This is a genomic window from Streptomyces scabichelini (genome assembly GCF_011045015.1).
GTDB classification, from domain to species: Bacteria; Actinomycetota; Actinomycetes; order Streptomycetales; family Streptomycetaceae; genus Streptomyces; species Streptomyces scabichelini.
This window is the reverse complement of record NZ_JAAKZY010000085.1, coordinates 1-17,763: the sequence shown is the minus strand read 5'-3', so window position 1 is coordinate 17,763 and position 17,763 is coordinate 1. Positions and strand designations below refer to the sequence as shown.

The window sequence follows — 17,763 nt, the reverse complement described above, 5'->3', positions numbered from 1 at the left end:
GCGTTGCTCACCGTCCAGTTCCAGACCGACACCAACTGGCAGGTCCGTTACGTGTGCCAGTGCCTACGGTATTGGCCTGCAAGGCAGACGTCGACGCCGCCCTCAGGCACAGAGGTCGGCGTCGACAGACGTTGTGTTGACTAGAAAGGGGGGTTGAGGCAGGCGATAAAGCGACCGCCCTCGGTAAACAGCGGCCACTGCATCTGTTCACGGGTTGCCGGCCCGTAGTCGCCGTCGGCGCTCACGCCGAGGCGGTTGGCTTGGAGCCACCGAACGGCATCCACCGTGCCGGTGCCGTAGCTCCCGTCCACCCCTCCGGTGGCGTTGATCCGATTGGCGGCATAGGTACCGGGATAGCAGTCAGTGATGGCTCTCTGTAGCGCCATCACGGCGAGTGTGCTGCCCGTCTGATATTCCATGTAACAGCTCAGACCGTTACCGGTGCGCGCGGGGATTTTGTAGTGATTGCCCGGGTTGCCGCCACTGCCCAACCCATCGGTGCGCTTCACCGTCGTGTTGCACGGACCGTAGGCGGCGTGGGCCGGCGCAGTCATCATCGGGCTGGCCGTCAGGCCGGCGGCGAAGAGGAGAGCCAAAGCTCCCAACACTCCGATCCGCATGCGGAGCGTCGTTGATACTCGCTGCACGATGCAATCCCTCCGGTCGGTGATGTCGTCTCAGTGACGGCCTCTCCGATGGACCTTAGGGTTGTCGTGGGCTTCGGACTTTGTCGTCCGTGCAGGGAACTTTGTCAGCGGTGCACCGCCTCAAGGCCGCGCCGCTTCACGCGACCGCCATGGCCGGTGTCAGCCCCGTACGACGGGCACGGTAGTCCGGCTCGGTCGCTGAGTGTGCCGGTCGTTTGACCCACAAGGAACGGCCGCCGCGCACACCGGAATACGGCCAAGGCGGCGGACGAGACCGCCTCTGGTCTACAGCCCCGAAACCCCGGCCCGCCCGGTAGCGGCGGCGGGCCGTCCGGCCCGCTGACTCCGTTGAGACTGAGCACGATAGGAGTCGTATTTGCATGACAACTATGGTGGAAGCTCTGCCGGGAGGGAACTGCGGATGCGAGCGGACGAGTCGGTGCCGTTGGGCCGCACAGCCCTGCGGATCACCCGCCTCGGTCTGGGACTTGCCTCTCTCGGAGGACTGTTCACTCCTGTCTCTGACGACGACGCAGCGCACACCATCGACCGTGCCTGGGATGTCGGCGTCAGGCTCTTCGACACGGCACCCGTCTATGGCTATGGCCGGTCGGAGCGCCGTGCGGGGGCAGCCCTCGGCAGCCGTCCCCGTGCGCAGTACACGCTGTGCACCAAGGTGGGCCGCCTGATCGAGCCCGGGGGCCGTGACACCCAGCCCATCTGGGCAGACCCGCCGCCCGGTGTCGGGCCCCGGCGCGACTTCTCCTACGCCGGGGTCATGCGCTCGGTCGAGGACAGTCTGGAGCGTCTCGGGCTCGACCGGATCGATGTCCTCCATGTGCACGACCCGGACGAGGATTTCGCCATGGCCGTGTCGGACGCCTATCGAGCGCTGGCCGAACTGCGCCGCCGGGGCGTGATCGGCGCGGTGTCGATCGGCGTCAACCATGCTCCGGTGGCGGCCCGTTACCTCAAGGAGGTGGACGACCCCGGTCCCGACTGTGTCATGCTCGCGGGACGGTACAACCTTCTCGACCAGTCGGGCCTCGACGCGGTGCTACCGCTGTGCGCGTCTCGGGGCGTGGCCGTCATGGTCGCAGGGGTCTACCAGTCCGGACTGCTCGCCGACCCCCGCCCCGGCGCGCCGCACGGCTACACCAGGGTCCCGGGCGAACTGGCCCGGCGGGTCGCCGCGTGGCACGCGATCTGCCGAAGTTTCACTGTGCCCCCGACAGCGGCGGCCGTCCAGTTCCCCTTCGGGCACCCCGCGGTGACGAGCGTTGTGGTCGGCGCTCGGACTCCGGAAGAGGTGGACGCGACCGCCCGCATGCTCGCGTTCCCCATCCAAAGGGAATTCTGGGCCGCTGTGCGGTCGGCCGGGCTGCTGCCCGCCCGGGTGCCGATCCCCGATGGGTGACCTGTGCGAAGTACCGTGGCCTCGGCGCTGGGCCGCGTCGGCGAGTGCCTGGGGCCACCAGTGGTTGAGGAACGCGTCGAAGCGGGCGGAGTCGGTCAAGGTGCCCAGCTCCGTGGAGAAGTCGGCCCGGTGATCGAGGCGCAGGGCTGCTCCGATGCCGTCGACAGTGCGTTGGACGACCTCGCCCGTGAACCCGCTCGCTTCACGGGCCTCTGCCACCGCGACCTGCCACTCGGCTGGGGCTGCCATCTGCATCCCCTTTCGCCGTGGCGCCAAGGTACCGCTGCGGCACCCTCGCACACGGCCGAGCCGCCTACGCATCCTGTGCTCCCGGAATATCCAGCTCCGCCCACACTGTCTTGCCCACCGTGAGCTTCTCCACGGCCCAGCGCGCGGCGACTGTACGGACGATGAGCAGCCCGCGCCCGAACTGGTCGCCGTCGTCCGCCGCAGGGGGCTCCGGCAGACGCTCGCCCTTCGCGTCGGTGACGGCGACACGCAGCGCGTTGCCGGTCAGCGAGGTCTCCACCTGCGGGTTCCGGGCCGCCCGCCCCGCCGTGAACGTGCCCGGATTCGCAACTAGCTTCGGCTGCGGATCATCGACATCAGCAGCCCGTGGGTCTCCTCGTCGGCGGCGACCACAAGCCCACGACTCGCCTCGCCGATCGGGACACCGTCGATCCCGGTGACAACACAGCCGGCAGCCCGGCACAAAGCGATACCGGCCGCGAAATGCAAGCTCCCGGAGAGGTCGCCGCCATCGGTGACATAAGCGGCGCGCCTGCCGGCAGCCACCCAGGCCAGCGCCAGCGTCGTGGACACGACGCGCGGCCGGAAACGCTCGACGAACTCAGGGTGGGCCAGCAGATCCACGGCCCGGAATCCCGGCGCGTTAGGGAACGGCGGATCCAGGTTGACGTCCACCAATCGGGTGGCCGACGTGGGCGTCAGCAGTGCGTCGTCGGCCCCGTCGTGCCGCACCCAGGCCGTCTCCCCGTCGGTGAAAAAGACCTCGCCGCCGAACGGGTCGGCCACCGCTGCTGCCCCATCGCGCAGCGCCACGTTGACGGCCACCAGCATGTTGCCGACGGCGTAGTTCAGCGTGCCGCACAAGGGGTCCACCAGCCACTGGCGCACAGCGTCGGCGGCGCCCTGCTGCCCGCCTTCCTCGCCGAGCACCGCGTCATCGGGCCGGGCGGCACGGATGACGCCGAGGATCGTCTGCTCGGCCTCCACATCGGCGGCGGTGGCAAAGTCCCCGGCACCCTTGTCGATGCGGTTGAGCCGCTGGCCGTACATGCTGCGGACCACGTCCGCGCCAGCCCGCGCCCCGGCTGTCGCGACTGCAGCATCGTCGGCGCTCGCGTATGAGTCGATCATGCCGTGCAGACTATCGAGGCGAAGCTGTCGCCCAGGCGAACCTTCCCGGTCAGAGCACTGGCTGGATGATTGGTTCCAAGGTCAGTGGTCGTAGCCGTTCGCGTTTGTGAGAGAGGGAGGGGAGTTGGACGGGACAGCTTCTGCCCTCCGTCCAACTCCCCTCCCTGCCGTCCTACTGCCGCCCTACTTCTTGAACCCGTAATCCATGAGCTTCTTCGCATCCGTCGCACGCTGGGTCGCCGAAGTCGACGCCAGGACCGTGCCGATGACCGTCTTGCCGTTGCGGGTGGCGGCGAAGACCAGGCAGTACTTGGCCTCAGGGCCGGAGCCGGTCTTCACGCCGATGGCGCCGCTGTAGGTGCCGAGCAGGGTGTTCGTGTTCGTCCACGCCGCCATCGTCCGGGTGCCGCCGGTCTTCGTGGTCGTCTTCGCCGTGTACTTCTTTGTCTTGACGATCGCGCGGAACGTGGAGTTCTTCATCGCGCTGCTGGCGATCTTCGTGAGATCGCGCGGCGTCGAGTAGTTGGCGCCGTTGCCGATGCCGTCGAACGAGTCGAAGTGCGTGTTCGTCAGGCCGAGGTCCTTGGCCTGCTTGTTCATCTTGCCGATGAACGACTTCACGCGGGCGGCCCGCGTCGTGCCCGAGCCGAACTTGTCGGCGAGCGCGTACGCGGCGTCGCAGCCGGACGGCAGCATCAGGCCGTACAGCAGCTGGCGGACGGTGACTTTGTCGCCGACGATCAGCTTGGCGTTCGAGGCCCAGTTGTTGGCGACGATGTAGTCGCTGTACGCCTTCTGGACCGTGACCTTGGCGTCCAGGTTGAGGTTCGGCTGCGACAGCACGACCTTCGCGGTCATGATCTTCGTGGTGGAGCCGGTGGAGCGGCGCGTGTCCGCGGCCTTCGTGTAGAGCGTCTTGCCCGTGCCGTTGTTCATCACGTAGCCGCCCTTGGCGGCGATCGTGGGCGTGGTGAGGGCCTGCGCGGGCGCCGCGGTGAGGGCGCCGGTCGCGAGCACGGCTCCGGTGGTGACGACCACTGCGGCAGCTCTGCGAACGCGCATGCCCTTGATGCCGATCTTCAAGTCGAGTACCCCGATTACGTTAAATGCACCGCTTGGTGTCAAATGCAACGAGAAGGCGGCTACTTGAGAGATCCGCCTTCTCGTACGACACGTAACTAGCACAGAAAGTTGTGCTGTTCCGAGGCGGGGTGCCCAAAAAGATGCCGCGAAGCGGCCGTACAGGTGTCGCGAAACGGCCGCGTCCGCATCCTGGACGGTCCATGACCATGCGTACGTGTTGTATCTATGCTGTAGCCATGTCCCTCGACGTCAAGCAGCCCCCCGCCGCCGACCGTGTATACGCCCACGTCAAGCAGGGTGTCCTGGAGCGCCGGTACGAAGGCGGGACGCTGCTCACCGAGGGCGAGCTGGCCGAGGCGGTCGGGGTCTCGCGCACTCCCGTCCGCGAGGCGCTGCTCAAGCTGGAGGTCGAGGGGCTGCTCAAGCTCTACCCGAAGAAGGGCGCGCTGGTCCTGCCCGTCTCCGCCCAGGAGATCGCGGACGTGGTGGAGACCCGGCAGCTCGTCGAGGAGCACGCGATCCGCAAGGCGGTGCCGGCCTCCCCCGCGCTCATCGAGCGCCTCACGGAACTCCTGGAGAAGCAGCGGGAGCAGGCCGCGGCCGGAGACCTGGCGGCAGCCGCCGTCACCGACCGCTGCTTCCACGCCGAGATCGTCCGCAGCGGCGGCAACGCGATCCTCTCCCGCCTCTACGACCAGCTCCGCGACCGCCAGCTCCGGATGGGCGTCGCCGTGATGCACGCCCACCCCGACCGCATCACCAAGACGCTCACCGAGCACCGGGAGATCCTCGAGGCGCTGCGCTCCGGCGACGCGGAGGCGGCCGTCGGCCTCGTCCACCGGCACGTCAGCTGGTTCTCCAGCCTGGCGCGCGGGGACATCCGATGACGGCCGGGGGACGCTCGAAGGCCCCGACCCTCCCCGGCGACCCGCCCGGCGGCCGCCGGGCCGTCCTCGTCTGGTCCGTCGGCGTCGCCGTCTACTTCGTCGCCGTCATCTTCCGTACGTCGCTGGGGGTGGCCGGTCTCGACGCGGCCGACCGTTTCGACGTGGGCGCCTCCGCCCTGTCCACCTTCTCGATCCTCCAGCTCCTCGTCTACGCGGGCATGCAGATACCCGTCGGCCTGATGGTCGACCGGCTCGGCACCAAGAAGGTGCTGACCATTGGCGTACTCCTGTTCACTGCGGGGCAGCTGGCCTTCGCCTTCTCGCCCTCGTACGGAATGGCGCTGGCGGCTCGCGCGCTGCTCGGCTGCGGTGACGCGATGACCTTCATCAGCGTGCTGCGGCTCGGCGCGCGCTGGTTCCCGGCCCGGCGCGGCCCGATGGTCGCGCAGCTCGCGGGCCTGGTGGGCATGGCGGGCAACCTCGTCTCGACGCTCGTCCTGGCCCGGCTGCTGCACGGCGTCGGCTGGACCGCGGCCTTCGCGGGCAGCGCGCTCGCGGGCGTCGTCGTCCTCGTACTGATGCTGCTGTTCCTCAAGGACCACCCCGAGGGACAGGAGCCGGAGCCGTTCCCGCACCAGGGCGCCGCGTACGTGCGACGGCAGATCGCCGCATCCTGGCGGGAGCCCGGGACGCGGCTCGGGCTGTGGGTGCACTTCACCACGCAGTTCCCGGCGATGGTGTTCCTGCTGCTGTGGGGCCTGCCCTTCCTCGTCGAGGCGCAGGGCCTGACGCGGGCGTCGGCCGGTGAGCTGCTGACGCTTGTCGTGCTCTCCAACATGGTCGTCGGCCTGGTGTACGGGCAGATCGTCGCCCGGCACCACGCGGCACGGCTTCCGCTGGCGCTCGGCACGGTGCTGTCGACGGCGGTCGTGTGGGCCGCCACGCTCGCGTACCCCGCGGACCATGCGCCGATGTGGCTGCTGATCGTGCTGTGCACGGTGCTCGGCGCCTGCGGACCCGCCTCGATGATCGGCTTCGACTTCGCACGGCCCGCGAACCCGCCCGAGCGTCAGGGCACGGCCTCCGGAATCACCAACATGGGCGGTTTCGTCGCCTCGATGACGACGCTGTTCGCGATCGGCGCGCTGCTGGACGCCACCGGGGACGACTACGGCATCGCCTTCTCCTCGGTGTTCGTGCTCCAGGCGCTGGGCCTCAGCCAGATCCTGCGCCTGCGCCGCCAGGCCGCCCGCCGCGAGCGCGAACGGCTGGTCGCCAGCCGGGTGGAGACCGTGCACGTACCGGCGTGACCTGTGCATATGCCCACGTGGCGCACGACGGTTCACTGCAACTGCCCTTCACAGCCGAGGTGTTGCTCTGTCATGGCCCGGTGACAACGGTGTCGTGAAGCGGGGACGGGTGTGGACCTGAGGGACCCTCAGGACCTCTTATTGATCACACAGCGGGGGACGGCGGAAGCGCGCCGACGCTCCCCACCAGTGCTCGCAACTCCTCGTAACTCCTCGCAACTCCTCGCATCGGGAAGGGTTTCCGTGATGAACCGCCAGCTGCGCAAGGCCTTCGTCGTCACCGCCGCGATCACCACCGCCGGGGTCCTGATGACGGCGTGCCAGAACGACTCCTCGTCCTCCGGCAGTTCGTCGTCCAAGTCCTCCAAGTCGTCGGGTGAGCAGGACTCGGCCGCGGTGGCGAACAACGCGTCGGGCTCCAAGGCGGGGGCCGACGTGACGATGAAGAACGGCGCCGCCACCGTGGTCCGCGAACGGCACGACGCTCAGAACGGCACCACCGAGGGCGTCAACGGGACATGGCTCGGCAACGTCAGCTACCTCGCGCCGGGCAAGTACACGGTGTCCGAGATGAAGGGCGTCGAGCAGGCCTTCTGGGTCGCCGACGACACTCTCGTCTACGGCGCGGGCGCCATATGCGGCAGCCCGCGGTCCGCCGAGATGTCGCCGTGCACGCCGGCCGAGCTGGAGGCCGCCGCGAAGAAGGGCGTGTCCGCCGAGGTCAGGATCACCGACGGCATCGCGACGCGCATCACCGAGGACCGCTGAGCACCACCGCGACCGTACGGTGGCCGACCCCGACCCCGACTCCGGCGCACCCCCGAGCCTCCCTGGTGCGGTTACTGCGTGACCACGAAGTTCCGCAGGATCGCCGCCGCCAGCTCCGGGTCCCCCTCCGTCTTGATGCGGTCCGCCACCGCGTCGGCGGTGACCCGGCCGCAGGCCAGCCGGAAGTACGTCTCCCAGTCCAGCGTGAGGGTGGCCGCGGGGCCGAGCGACGGGGCGCCGTCCACCGTGCCGCGGCCCTCGGCGTCGACGCGGACCGTGCGGAGGAAGTCGACCGGCCCGTGCACGTCGAAGACGACCGCGGAGTTCGCGGGCGCGCCCGCGTCCTTGGCGACGACCTTCGGCAGCACACGGAGCAGCTCGTCCCGCACGACGTACGCACCCGGCGAGTCCAGGTTGCCCGGCCGGCCGAGGGCGGCGCGCAGGTCCTGCTCATGCACCCACACGTCGAACGCCCGGGTCCGCATGGCCTGTTCGAGGGTGACCTCCGTGCCCAGCGGGCCGCGTACCTTCGCGTCCGGCTGCCGGGACTCGTTCCGCAGCTGACGGTTGCGGCGGATGATCGTGTACTCCAGCTCCGACGTCATCTCGGGGGCCGTGTGGTGACGGCGTACGTCGACCTGCATCTCCATGTACCGCTGGTGCTCGTTCGTCACGTGGTACAGGTCGCGCGGCAGCGTGTGGATCGGGCGGGGGTCGCCGAGCATCTCGCAGTCCAGACCGATCACATGCGAGACGATGTCCCGGACGGACCAGCCCGGGCAGGGGGTCCGACGGTTCCACTCACCCTCCACGAGCGGCGACACCAGCTCGGATATCGCTTCCACTGAGTGGGTCCAGGCGTCGGCATAGGTCTGAAGGCTGGGATGGAGACTCACGGGACCCCTCGGGCGGTTCGTGCGCGGGCATGGGTGTCTTGGACCGCTAAGTTACGCTGCTGCAAGGCACCCCGGCAGTGCTTTCGTGTGACGATCGTAGGCCCGTTTCCCGGGTCGAATGTCAGGACGGTGGTAGTGTGCGCGCCTCCCTCATCCAGATCGGTGTATACGACGGCAAAGGGGCCGAATCGGTCGAAGCGCGCCGACGGCGTGCGGCCTCCCTCGTCCGTGAAGCCGGCGAAGAGGGCGGTGCCGATCTCGTCGTACTGCCGGAACTGTGGACGACAGGCGCTTTCGCGTACGAGTCCTTCGGGACGGAGGCCGAGCCGCTCGAAGGGCCGACGTACGAGGTGATGGCCAAGGCGGCGAGCGACGCGGGCGTGTGGCTGCACGCGGGCTCCATCCCCGAACGCGACCCGGACGGCCTCCTCTACAACACCTCGCTCGTCTTCTCCCCCTCCGGTGAACTGGCCGCCTCGTACCGCAAGATCCACCGCTTCGGCTTCGACAAAGGCGAGGCGGTGCTGATGGGCGCGGGCGCCGACCTCGTCACCGTACGGCTGCCGTCGACCACGCTCGGCCTGGCGACCTGCTACGACCTCCGCTTCCCCGAACTGTTCCGCCGGCTCGTCGACGCGGACGCCGAGATCTTCGTCATCCCGGCCGGCTGGCCCGAACGCCGCCGCTCCCACTGGACGCTCCTCGCCCAGGCCCGGGCCGTCGAGAACCAGTCGTACGTCCTCGCCTGCGGAACGGCCGGTACGCACGCGGGAGTTCCCCAGGCCGGCCACTCGATCGTGGTGGACCCCTGGGGCGAGGTGCTGGCGCAGGCCGGCCCCGACGAGGAGGTCCTCACGGTGGACTTCGACCCGTCGAAGGTCGGCGCGACGAGGGACCAGTTCCCGGTGTTGAAGGACCGGGTGCTCTGACCGGCTGGACCGGCTGCACCTCGGCGCTGACTCCCCGCACGGGGCGGGACCCCGGCACGGGGCGGGCTATCGGCAGACCAGTGTCTCCCCGGCCGAACTCGTCACGGTCTCGCCGACGTCATAGCAGCGATCACCCGGCTCGGAGGGGCCGGGATCGCAGGAGACGCCGAGCCAGATGAGCCCCCCGATCAAAGCGAGGAACACCCAGCAGCCGCCGCAGGTCCGCCAGTCCCTCGCGGTCATCCGCGGGCGTTCCGGCTGCCCGGAGGCACTGCCGCCACTGCCCGTATCCGAAGTCATGACGCCCCCCGTATGCCCCATGTGTCCTTTGTAAGGGGCGATTCCCGGGATGGTGGTCATTACTCATACATCTCGAAAGGTGCGGAAATCAGTCCGATTCTCGCTCCTTCTCCGCGAGGTGGATCACGCACACCGTCACCGCGATCAGCAGCGCCGGATCCGCGTCCTCCCGGACGACGTCGACCCCGTACGTCTCCCGCACATGCAGCCACCGCCGGGAAATGACGGCGAGCAGCTCGCCGTCGTACTCGATGGCGAACTCGCGGTCGAGGATCTTGCCGCTGACGTCGAGCTCCGTGCGGCCGTCCGCCAAGGACACCCGGTAGTGGTTGCGCAACAGCGACAGACGCCTGCGCCGGATCGTCGCGAGCGGCTCGCCCTCCCGCTCGATCACCATGGCGTCCCGCAGGGCGAACATCTTCTGGCGGATGTCGATGAGGACACGCCCCTGGGGGTCCTTCAGCTCGAAGGTGTCGCGCAGGCGCATCGCCTTGCCGTCGACGAGGAAGACCTTGTTGCCCTGGTCGTCCTCGATCCAGTAGTCGTCACCGAGGCCGAGGAGCCGGTCTCGTACCAGGAATCTCATGACACCAGGGCTTCCCCGGCGGACGGTCCGAAACGCCGCCGGTAGGCCGAAGGGCTGAGCCCGGTCTCGCGCCGCAGCCGTGCGCGGAGGTTCGCGGCGGTCCCGAGCCCGCTCCGGGCCGCCACCACATCCAGCCGCTCCTCCCCGCGCTCGATGAGCCGGCAGGCCAGCGCCACGCGCTCCCCCGTGAGCCAGGCGAGAGGAGTCGTCCCCGTCTGCGCGCGGAAACGCCGGTGGAGCGTGGCGGGGGAGACGGCCGCGCGGGCCGCCAGGTCCGCCACCGTCAGGGCCTCCCCCAGCCGCTCCTGAGCCCACGCCAGCAGCGGGCCCAGCGACTCGTCGGGCACGTCCGGTACCGGCCGCTCCACGAACTGCCGCTGCCCGCCGTCCCGGTGAGCGGCGAAGACGAGTCGCCGGGACACCGCGTTGGCCACCTCCACGCCGTGGTCCCGGCGCCAGATGTGCAGCGCGAGGTCCAGCGCGGCCGCGCTGCCGGCGGCGGTGAGGATGTCGCCCTCGTCCACGAACAGTACGTCCGGTTCCAGCAGGACCTTCGGGTGCGACTGCCGGAAGGAGTCCGCCCACAGCCAGTGCGTGGTGGCCCGCCGCCCGTCCAGCAGCCCGGCCTCGGCGAGCGCGAAACTGCCGGTGCAGAAGCTCAGGACGCGGGCGCCACGCGCGTGCGTGCGGCGGATCGCGTCGCGTACGGCGGCGCCGCGCGGTACGACATTGTCCGGACGGCCGGGTACGACCAGCGTGTCGGCGTCGTCAACGGCGTCCAGACCGCTCACCCCGGTCAGCGTGAAGAACCCGTGGTTCATCCGCACCTCGGGCGCCGGCGCGCACAGCGTCACCTCGTACGGCGGGCGGTCCAGCCTCAGTTCGGGCCGCGGCAGCCCGAACAGCTCGGTGGCCACACCGACCTCGAAGGGGTTCGTGCCCTCGTCGACGATCACGGCCACTCGATGAGGGCGCTGAGAGAATCCTTGCGGCATGTGCGATTTCTAGCACTCGTACGACGTGTACGGCGCACCTCACGATGGGCCCATGACCACCGAACCCGTCTCGCTCGCCGCCGCCCTCGCCTCCTTCGACGACCTGTGGAGTCCGCGCATCGTCACCGCCGTCAACGACTACGACGTACGCGTGGCCAAGGTCGAGGGCGAACACCTCTGGCACACCCACGACCACACCGACGAGTTCTTCCTGGTCGTGGAGGGCGAGCTGCACATCGCGCTGCGCGAACCGGCGGGCGAGCGCACCGTCACCCTCCCCAAGGGCTCCGTCTTCACGGTCCCGCGCGGCACCGAGCACAAGCCGTCCGCCCCGGCCGGGGCAGCCATCCTGGTGTTCGAGCCCACGGGCACGTCGACCGTGGGTGACCGTCATGACGAGGTCCCAGCCCACGTGGACGCCACGACGGGACATGCGCTGCGCTGACCGCGACGGTCGGGGTCAGTACTCGCCGTACCCCCCGTGGTACCTGCTCCCGTGGTGATGGTCCCGCTCCTCGTCGATCACCGGCGTCGCGGGCGGCACCACCACGCGCCTGCGCTTGGCGATGCTGCTGAACGTCGCGACGCCGATCAGCCCGACGAGCATCAGGATGACCCCGACCAGGTCGAGGTTGACTCCCTGCATGTCCCAGTCGGTCGCGAACGTGAGAATGGCCCCCACCGCGATCAGAATGATGCATCCACCCAGACCCATGAGTCTGGCCTCCCTGTCCTGTCCGTCTTCAACGGCTGTTGCGGACCCGGGCCGGGTACCCTCCGCCGGACCGGCCATGCGGAGGCGACCGCTCACTTCAGGCGGAAGCGCAGGGAACAGCGCAGGAAACGCTGAGGCGGAAGCGAGGGGAACGCTAACCCTCCAGAAACGCCACCATCGCGTTCGCCAGCAGGAACGGGTCGTCCGCGCCGCACAGTTCGCGGGCGCTGTGCATGGAGAGGATGGCCACGCCGATGTCGACCGTCTTGATGCCGTGACGGGCGGCGGTGATGGGGCCGATGGTGGTGCCGCAGGGCATCGAGTTGTGGGAGACGAACGACTGGAAGGGCACGTCGGCCTTCTCGCAGGCGGCGGCGAAGACGGCGCGGCCCGAACCGTCCGTGGCGTAACGGTTGTTGACGTTGACCTTCAGGATGGGGCCGCCGCCCGCGCGCGGGTGGTGCGTCGGGTCGTGCCGCTCGGCGTAGTTGGGGTGGACCGCGTGCCCCGTGTCGGAGGACAGGCAGACCGTGCCGGCGAAGGCGCGCGCCCTGTCCTCGTACGTACCGCCGCGCGCGAACACCGAACGCTCCAGCACACTGCCGAGCAGCGGACCGTCCGCCCCCGTGTCCGACTGCGAACCGTTCTCCTCGTGGTCGAACGCCGCGAGCACCGGGATGTACGGGAGGGCCTCGTCGCAGGCCGGTACGGCTGCCAGCGCGGCCGTACCGGCGTGCACGGACACGAGGTTGTCCATGCGCGGGCCCGCGACCAGCTCCTTGTCCCGGCCCAGGTACGACGGCGGCTCGATGGAGTGCACCATCAGGTCCCAGCCGGTGACCTCGCCCCCGGCCAGCCCCGACTCCCGCTCCAGGAAACGGATCAGGTCCCCGTCGCGTACGTCGTCACCGAGGCCCCAGATCGGCTGGAGATGCCGCTGCTTGTCGAGCTTGAGGCCTTCGGAGGTGACCGAACGGTCCAGGTGGATGGCGAGCTGGGGGACTCGCAGCAGGGCGCGGTCGATGTTCACCAGGCGGGTCGTGCCGTCGCGCAGCGAGAGCCGGCCGGCCAGGCCGAGGTCGCGGTCCAGCCAGGAGTTGAGCAGCGGGCCGCCGTAGACCTCGACGGCGACCTGGCGCCAGCCGTGCGCACCGCTGTCGGGCAGCGGCTTCACGCGCAGGTTGGGGGAGTCGGTGTGCGCCCCGACGATCCGGAAGGGCGTGTGCGGCTCGGCGCCCTCGGGCACGTACCAGGCCACGATCGCGCCCCCGCGCACCACGTACTTCCCGCCGCGCGCCCCCTCCCACGCGTCCGTCTCCGCGACCTGCCGGAATCCGGCCTTCTCCAGCCGCTCGGCCGCGTTCGCCACCGCGTGGTACGGCGACGGGCTTGCCGTCAGGAAGGACATGAGGTCGTCGGTGTGGCCGCGATCGAAGCGTGGGGGTGTGCGCATGGGTTCACCTTAACGACGTACGAGGGCCCGCTCCCTGTGATGGGAACGGGCCCTCGTAAGGGGTGTGTGGAGGACAGGGCCTGACCGGAAGGTCAGTCTCCGGTACGGCTCCAGTACGTACTGAGAGGTCCTAGAAGGCCGCCTCGTCCAGTTCCATCAGGTCCAGGTCGGTGCCCTCGGCGAGCTTGCGCGCACCGGTGACGCCCGGCAGGACGTTCGCCGCGAAGAACTTCGCCGCCGCGATCTTGCCGGTGTAGAACGCCTTGTCCTTGGCCGGTGCCGTCTCCAGCTTCTCGGCGGCGACGGCGGCACCCTTGAGGAGCAGGTAGCCGACGACCACGTCACCGGAGGCCGTCAGCAGGCGGGTGGTGTTGAGGCCCACCTTGTAGATGTTCTTGACGTCCTGCTCGGTCGCCGCGAGGTCGGTGAGCATGAGGCCGACGATGGCCTCCAGCTCGACGGCCGCCTTGGCGAGCTGCTCGCGGGCCGTGGCCAGCTCCTCGCCGCCCGTACCGAGCGCCAGGAACTTCTTGATGTCCTCGGCGAGCGAGTTCAGCGCCGCGCCCTGGTTGCGGACGATCTTCCGGAAGAAGAAGTCCTGGCCCTGGATCGCGGTGGTGCCCTCGTAGAGGGTGTCGATCTTGGCGTCCCGGATGTACTGCTCGACCGGGTACTCCTGCAGATAGCCGGAGCCGCCGAGCGTCTGCAGCGACTGGGCCAGCTGCTCGTACGCCTTCTCGGAGCCGTAGCCCTTGACGATCGGCAGGAGCAGGTCGTTCAGGGCCTCGAGCGCGGCGGCGTCCTCGCCCGCGGCCTCCTTGACGGCTATCTCGTCCTGGATCGACGCGGTGTACATGACGAGGGCGCGCATGCCTTCCGCGTACGCCTTCTGCGTCATCAGCGAGCGGCGGACGTCCGGGTGGTGCGTGATGGTGACCTTGGGGGCGGTCTTGTCCATGAAGTTCGCGAGGTCCGGACCCTGGACGCGCTCCTTGGCGTACTCGAGGGCGTTCAGGTAGCCGGTCGACAGCGTGGAGATCGCCTTCGTGCCGACCATCATGCGGGCGAACTCGATGATCCGGAACATCTGGCGGATGCCGTCGTGCTTGTCGCCGATCAGCCAGCCCTTGGCGGGGTGGCGGTCGCCGAACGTCATCTCGCAGGTGTTGGAGGCCTTGAGGCCCATCTTGTGCTCGACGTTCGTGGCGTACACGCCGTTGCGTTCGCCGAGCTCGCCGGTCTCGAAGTCGAAGAGGTACTTCGGTACGAGGAAGAGGGACAGGCCCTTGGTGCCGGGCCCTGCGCCCTCGGGGCGCGCGAGCACGTAGTGGAGGATGTTGTCCGACATGTCGTGCTCGCCGGACGTGATGAACCGCTTCACGCCCTCGATGTGCCAGGAGCCGTCCTCCTGCTCGACCGCCTTGGTGCGGCCGGCGCCCACGTCCGAGCCCGCGTCGGGCTCGGTGAGGACCATGGTCGAGCCCCACTGCTTGTCCACGGCGATCTTCGCGATGTGCTTCTGGACCTCGTTGCCCTCGTCGAAGAGGATGCCCGCGAAGGCCGGTCCTGAGGAGTACATCCAGACGGCCGGGTTGGCGCCGAGCACCAGCTCCGCGTACGCCCAGATCAGGGAGCGGGGGGCGGTGGTGCCGCCGATCTCCTCGGGCAGCCCGAGCCGCCAGTACTCGGAGTCCATGAAGGCCTTGTAGCTCTTCTTGAAGCTGTCGGGTACGGGTGCGGTGTTGGTCTCCGGGTCGAAGACGGGCGGGTTGCGGTCCGCGTCCGCGAAGGACTCCGCCAGCTCGTTCTCCGAGAGTCGGGTCAGCTCCTCGAGAATGCTCTTGGCGGTCTCGGTGTCCATCTCCGCGAACGGGCCGCTGCCGTACAGCTTGTCGCGCCCGAGCACCTCGAAGAGGTTGAACTCGATGTCGCGGAGATTCGACTTGTAGTGCCCCATGGCGACGGCTCCGTTAAGGGATCGGCGAGGCGGTGATTCCTCGTATCTGGTTCGCGTACCAACAAGTAGCTACTGATGATGCTACCCGTCGGTAATAAGAATCAAGCCCTAGTGGCCCAAGTGTGAGCCAAACCCTCCGGGGGTTGGGCGGTTGGGTTCGTTTTTGGGTGCGGGTGTGTGGGTGGCTGGTCGCGCAGTTCCTCGCGCCCCTGGGGTCCGGTGGGTGGGTCGGGGCCGTGGGCCGGTGCGTCAGCCCGTCGCAGGGTGGGCATACGGCCCTTTGCTGGTACAAGGGGCGGGTTTCCTGAGACAAGCCCTACGCGACGGGCATACGACGCACCGACCCACGACCCCTCCAGCCGGTGGGAGGCTGCGGGCACGTGGTGGCTGGTGAGCATGATGACTGACGGCTCCGGGAGCGCCCCTTCAGGGGCGCGGGGAACTGCGCGATCAGCCACGACGGGCCCGAAGTCGCCCACGAACCGAACCCACCACCCCCGTAGGCGCCCGGTCCAACCGCCGGCGGCACCCCGCTACGCTGGGGCCCATGTACGGCTACGACCAGACCGCGGGACCAGGGCAGCAGTATGCGCAGCCTCAGCCGCCGCCGCAGCAGCCCGGTGGGTACGGCCAGCAGAGCGGCCCGCTGTACCCCGAGCCGTCGCCGCCCTCGCTCGCGGACGCGGTGCGCGCGTTCACCACGGGGACGATCTCCGCCGAGGACTTCCAGCAGGTCTTCGCCACGTCCAAGGTCTACTGCCCGCGCGGTGACAACCCCGGTTTCCTCGCGCTGCACAACACCCAGCAGCCCGTGATCCCGATGTTCACCTCGCTCAAGGAGCTGCGCCGGTACGCCGGCAAGGAGTCCAAGTACTTCGTGATCACCGGAGCCGAGGTGATCGACCTGCTCCCCACCGGCTACGGCTTCGTCCTCGACATGGAGGGCGAGCACCGCATGGTCTTCGACGCGAAGGCGGTCGAGCAGATGGTCGACTTCGCGATGCGCCGAATGTACGGCTGACGTGCCCCGACATCGCGGGACGCCCGGAGGGAATTCCCTCCGGGCGTTCTCTGTTCCGGGTGGCAGGAAGTTCAATAATCAACTAAACTCGGAGCACAAGGAGGTACCGACATGCCTGCAGTGACCGTCGAGAACCCGCTGACCCTGCCCCGTGTGGTGGCGTCGGCCGAGGCCGTGGCACGTCCCGTGCTCGCCGTGAGCACCGCGCCGAGCGGCTTCGAGGGTGAGGGCTTCCCGGTTCGCCGCGCGTTCGCCGGGATCAACTACAAGTACCTCGACCCGTTCATCATGATGGATCAGATGGGCGAGGTGGAGTATGCGCCGGGGGAGCCGAAGGGGACCCCGTGGCACCCGCACAGAGGCTTCGAGACCGTCACGTACATCATCGACGGGATCTTCGACCACCAGGACTCCAACGGTGGTGGTGGCACCATCACCAACGGTGACACTCAGTGGATGACCGCGGGTTCGGGGCTGCTCCACATCGAGGCGCCGCCGGAGTCGCTCGTCGTGTCGGGCGGGCTCTTCCACGGGCTCCAGCTGTGGGTGAACCTGCCGGCCAGGGACAAGATGATGGCCCCGAGGTACCAGGACATCCGTGGTGGTCAGGTGCAGCTCCTCAGCACACCCGACGGCGGCGCGCTCCTGCGCGTCATCGCCGGTGAGCTGGACGGCCACCAGGGACCCGGCATCACGCACACGCCGATCACCATGATCCACGCGACCGTGGCGCCGGGCGCCGAGCTCACGCTGCCGTGGCGCGAGGACTTCAACGGTCTCGCGTACGTGCTGGCCGGGCGCGGCAGCGTCGGTACGGACCGTCGGCCCGTCCACGCCGGGCAGACCGCGGTCTTCGGCGCGGGTTCCTCGCTGACCGTCCGCGCGGACGAGCAGCAGGACTCCAACACCCCGGACCTGGAGGTCGTCCTCCTGGGCGGGCAGCCGATCCGGGAGCCGATGGCGCACTACGGGCCGTTCGTCATGAACACCAGGGAAGAGCTTCAGCAGGCGTTCGAGGACTTCCAGAAGGGGCGGCTGGGGACGATTCCGGCCGTGCACGGGATGTCTGAGGGCGGACTGTAGGGCCCGTCGGCATCACACAGAGTCACACAGGGACGAGTCCCGTCCGGACATGGACGGGGCTCGTCCCTGCTGTGTGGTGCGGTTCGCCGGTTTCAGGGCGCTGAAAGCGTCCTGAAACCGCGTTGAATGCGCCCCGCCGCAACCTCTGCGGCATGACGACAACGACATCGCTCTCTCCCGCCATCGCGGCCAAGGGGCTGCGCAAGGCCTACGGCGACAAGGTCGTGCTCGACGGCGTCGACCTGGCGGTTCCGGTCGGGTCCGTGTTCGCCCTGCTCGGCCCGAACGGTGCCGGCAAGACCACCGCCGTGAAGATCCTCTCCACGCTCATCTCCG

Annotated in this window: 20 protein-coding genes; 9 read left to right on the top strand and 11 right to left on the bottom strand. The window is 69.0% G+C overall.

Annotation, left to right across the window (positions count from 1 at the left end; all coding sequences use genetic code 11):
* Positions 1–140: 140 nt before the first annotated feature.
* Positions 141–620, bottom strand: a complete 480-nt coding sequence (locus G5C60_RS25400; RefSeq protein WP_206439983.1) for a peptidoglycan-binding domain-containing protein — start codon at positions 618–620, stop codon at positions 141–143.
* A gap of 448 nt (positions 621–1,068) precedes the next feature.
* Here G5C60_RS25400 and G5C60_RS25395 point away from each other — a divergent pair, with 448 nt between their 5' ends.
* Positions 1,069–2,064 (top strand): aldo/keto reductase, encoded by a 996-nt coding sequence (locus tag G5C60_RS25395; protein WP_165263215.1) that lies wholly within the window; start codon positions 1,069–1,071, stop codon positions 2,062–2,064.
* 313 nt (positions 2,065–2,377) lie between these two features.
* On the opposite strand, the gene G5C60_RS25390 is transcribed toward G5C60_RS25395, so the two are convergent.
* From G5C60_RS25390 to G5C60_RS25380, 3 genes are all read right to left on the bottom strand, one after another.
* Positions 2,378–2,593, bottom strand: coding sequence for an ATP-binding protein (locus G5C60_RS25390; protein WP_165263213.1), 216 nt, complete (start codon positions 2,591–2,593; stop codon positions 2,378–2,380).
* Between the two features lie 50 nt (positions 2,594–2,643).
* Positions 2,644–3,444 (bottom strand): inositol monophosphatase family protein, encoded by an 801-nt coding sequence (locus G5C60_RS25385; protein ID WP_165263211.1) that lies wholly within the window; start codon positions 3,442–3,444, stop codon positions 2,644–2,646.
* Positions 3,445–3,627: 183 nt separating this feature from the next.
* Entirely contained in the window at positions 3,628–4,527 is a 900-nt protein-coding gene (locus G5C60_RS25380) for a D-alanyl-D-alanine carboxypeptidase family protein (RefSeq protein WP_165263209.1), read from the bottom strand.
* Positions 4,528–4,763: 236 nt separating this feature from the next.
* Here G5C60_RS25380 and G5C60_RS25375 point away from each other — a divergent pair, with 236 nt between their 5' ends.
* The 3 genes from G5C60_RS25375 (at position 4,764) to G5C60_RS25365 (ending at position 7,492) form a co-directional block, all read left to right on the top strand.
* Positions 4,764–5,414: a GntR family transcriptional regulator gene (locus G5C60_RS25375; RefSeq protein WP_165263207.1), complete on the top strand. Its 651-nt coding sequence runs from the start codon at positions 4,764–4,766 to the stop codon at positions 5,412–5,414.
* Positions 5,411–6,724 carry an MFS transporter gene (locus tag G5C60_RS25370; RefSeq protein ID WP_165263205.1) on the top strand — a complete coding sequence of 438 codons (1,314 nt, stop codon included), beginning with the start codon at positions 5,411–5,413 and terminating at the stop codon, positions 6,722–6,724. The genes G5C60_RS25375 and G5C60_RS25370 overlap by 4 nt, the downstream gene beginning before the upstream one ends.
* A 246-nt stretch (positions 6,725–6,970) precedes the next feature.
* The gene (locus tag G5C60_RS25365; protein ID WP_165263203.1) at positions 6,971–7,492 is read left to right on the top strand and encodes a hypothetical protein; all 522 of its coding nucleotides are present in this window, start codon (positions 6,971–6,973) and stop codon (positions 7,490–7,492) included.
* 71 nt (positions 7,493–7,563) lie between these two features.
* Here G5C60_RS25365 and G5C60_RS25360 read toward each other — a convergent pair whose 3' ends face one another.
* A complete protein-coding gene (locus G5C60_RS25360) occupies positions 7,564–8,388 on the bottom strand; it encodes a maleylpyruvate isomerase family mycothiol-dependent enzyme (RefSeq protein ID WP_165263201.1) in 825 nt (274 codons plus the stop codon).
* Positions 8,389–8,525: 137 nt separating this feature from the next.
* Here G5C60_RS25360 and G5C60_RS25355 point away from each other — a divergent pair, with 137 nt between their 5' ends.
* The gene (locus G5C60_RS25355; protein ID WP_165263199.1) at positions 8,526–9,317 is read left to right on the top strand and encodes a nitrilase-related carbon-nitrogen hydrolase; all 792 of its coding nucleotides are present in this window, start codon (positions 8,526–8,528) and stop codon (positions 9,315–9,317) included.
* 66 nt (positions 9,318–9,383) lie between these two features.
* Here the strand turns inward: G5C60_RS25355 and G5C60_RS25350 are convergent, their stop codons facing one another.
* The 3 genes from G5C60_RS25350 to G5C60_RS25340 all read right to left on the bottom strand — a co-directional run bounded on the left by G5C60_RS25350 (position 9,384) and on the right by G5C60_RS25340 (position 11,198).
* A complete protein-coding gene (locus G5C60_RS25350) occupies positions 9,384–9,617 on the bottom strand; it encodes a hypothetical protein (RefSeq protein WP_165263198.1) in 234 nt (77 codons plus the stop codon).
* An 88-nt stretch (positions 9,618–9,705) separates the two neighbouring features.
* Positions 9,706–10,203, bottom strand: a complete 498-nt coding sequence (locus tag G5C60_RS25345) for an LURP-one-related/scramblase family protein (protein WP_165263196.1) — start codon at positions 10,201–10,203, stop codon at positions 9,706–9,708.
* Positions 10,200–11,198, bottom strand: coding sequence for a GlxA family transcriptional regulator (locus tag G5C60_RS25340; protein WP_165263194.1), 999 nt, complete (start codon positions 11,196–11,198; stop codon positions 10,200–10,202). The genes G5C60_RS25345 and G5C60_RS25340 overlap by 4 nt, the downstream gene beginning before the upstream one ends.
* A 52-nt stretch (positions 11,199–11,250) precedes the next feature.
* Here G5C60_RS25340 and G5C60_RS25335 point away from each other — a divergent pair, with 52 nt between their 5' ends.
* Positions 11,251–11,643: a cupin domain-containing protein gene (locus tag G5C60_RS25335; RefSeq protein WP_165263192.1), complete on the top strand. Its 393-nt coding sequence runs from the start codon at positions 11,251–11,253 to the stop codon at positions 11,641–11,643.
* A gap of 15 nt (positions 11,644–11,658) precedes the next feature.
* On the opposite strand, the gene G5C60_RS25330 is transcribed toward G5C60_RS25335, so the two are convergent.
* The 3 genes from G5C60_RS25330 to G5C60_RS25320 all read right to left on the bottom strand — a co-directional run bounded on the left by G5C60_RS25330 (position 11,659) and on the right by G5C60_RS25320 (position 15,323).
* Positions 11,659–11,913, bottom strand: a complete 255-nt coding sequence (locus tag G5C60_RS25330; RefSeq protein WP_165263190.1) for a DUF6458 family protein — start codon at positions 11,911–11,913, stop codon at positions 11,659–11,661.
* A 154-nt stretch (positions 11,914–12,067) separates the two neighbouring features.
* Positions 12,068–13,366: a M18 family aminopeptidase gene (locus G5C60_RS25325; RefSeq protein ID WP_165263188.1), complete on the bottom strand. Its 1,299-nt coding sequence runs from the start codon at positions 13,364–13,366 to the stop codon at positions 12,068–12,070.
* Between the two features lie 130 nt (positions 13,367–13,496).
* A complete protein-coding gene (locus tag G5C60_RS25320; protein WP_165263186.1) occupies positions 13,497–15,323 on the bottom strand; it encodes an acyl-CoA dehydrogenase in 1,827 nt (608 codons plus the stop codon).
* Between the two features lie 547 nt (positions 15,324–15,870).
* Between G5C60_RS25320 and G5C60_RS25315 the strand changes: the two genes are divergently transcribed.
* The 3 genes from G5C60_RS25315 to G5C60_RS25305 form a co-directional block, all read left to right on the top strand.
* On the top strand, positions 15,871–16,344 hold the full coding sequence (locus G5C60_RS25315) for an SseB family protein (protein WP_165263184.1): 474 nt from the start codon (positions 15,871–15,873) through the stop codon (positions 16,342–16,344).
* Positions 16,345–16,455: 111 nt separating this feature from the next.
* Entirely contained in the window at positions 16,456–17,427 is a 972-nt protein-coding gene (locus tag G5C60_RS25310; RefSeq protein ID WP_165263182.1) for a pirin family protein, read from the top strand.
* 152 nt (positions 17,428–17,579) lie between these two features.
* Positions 17,580–17,763: ATP-binding cassette domain-containing protein (locus G5C60_RS25305; protein ID WP_165263180.1), on the top strand; the 184-nt coding region annotated here is incomplete at its 3' end.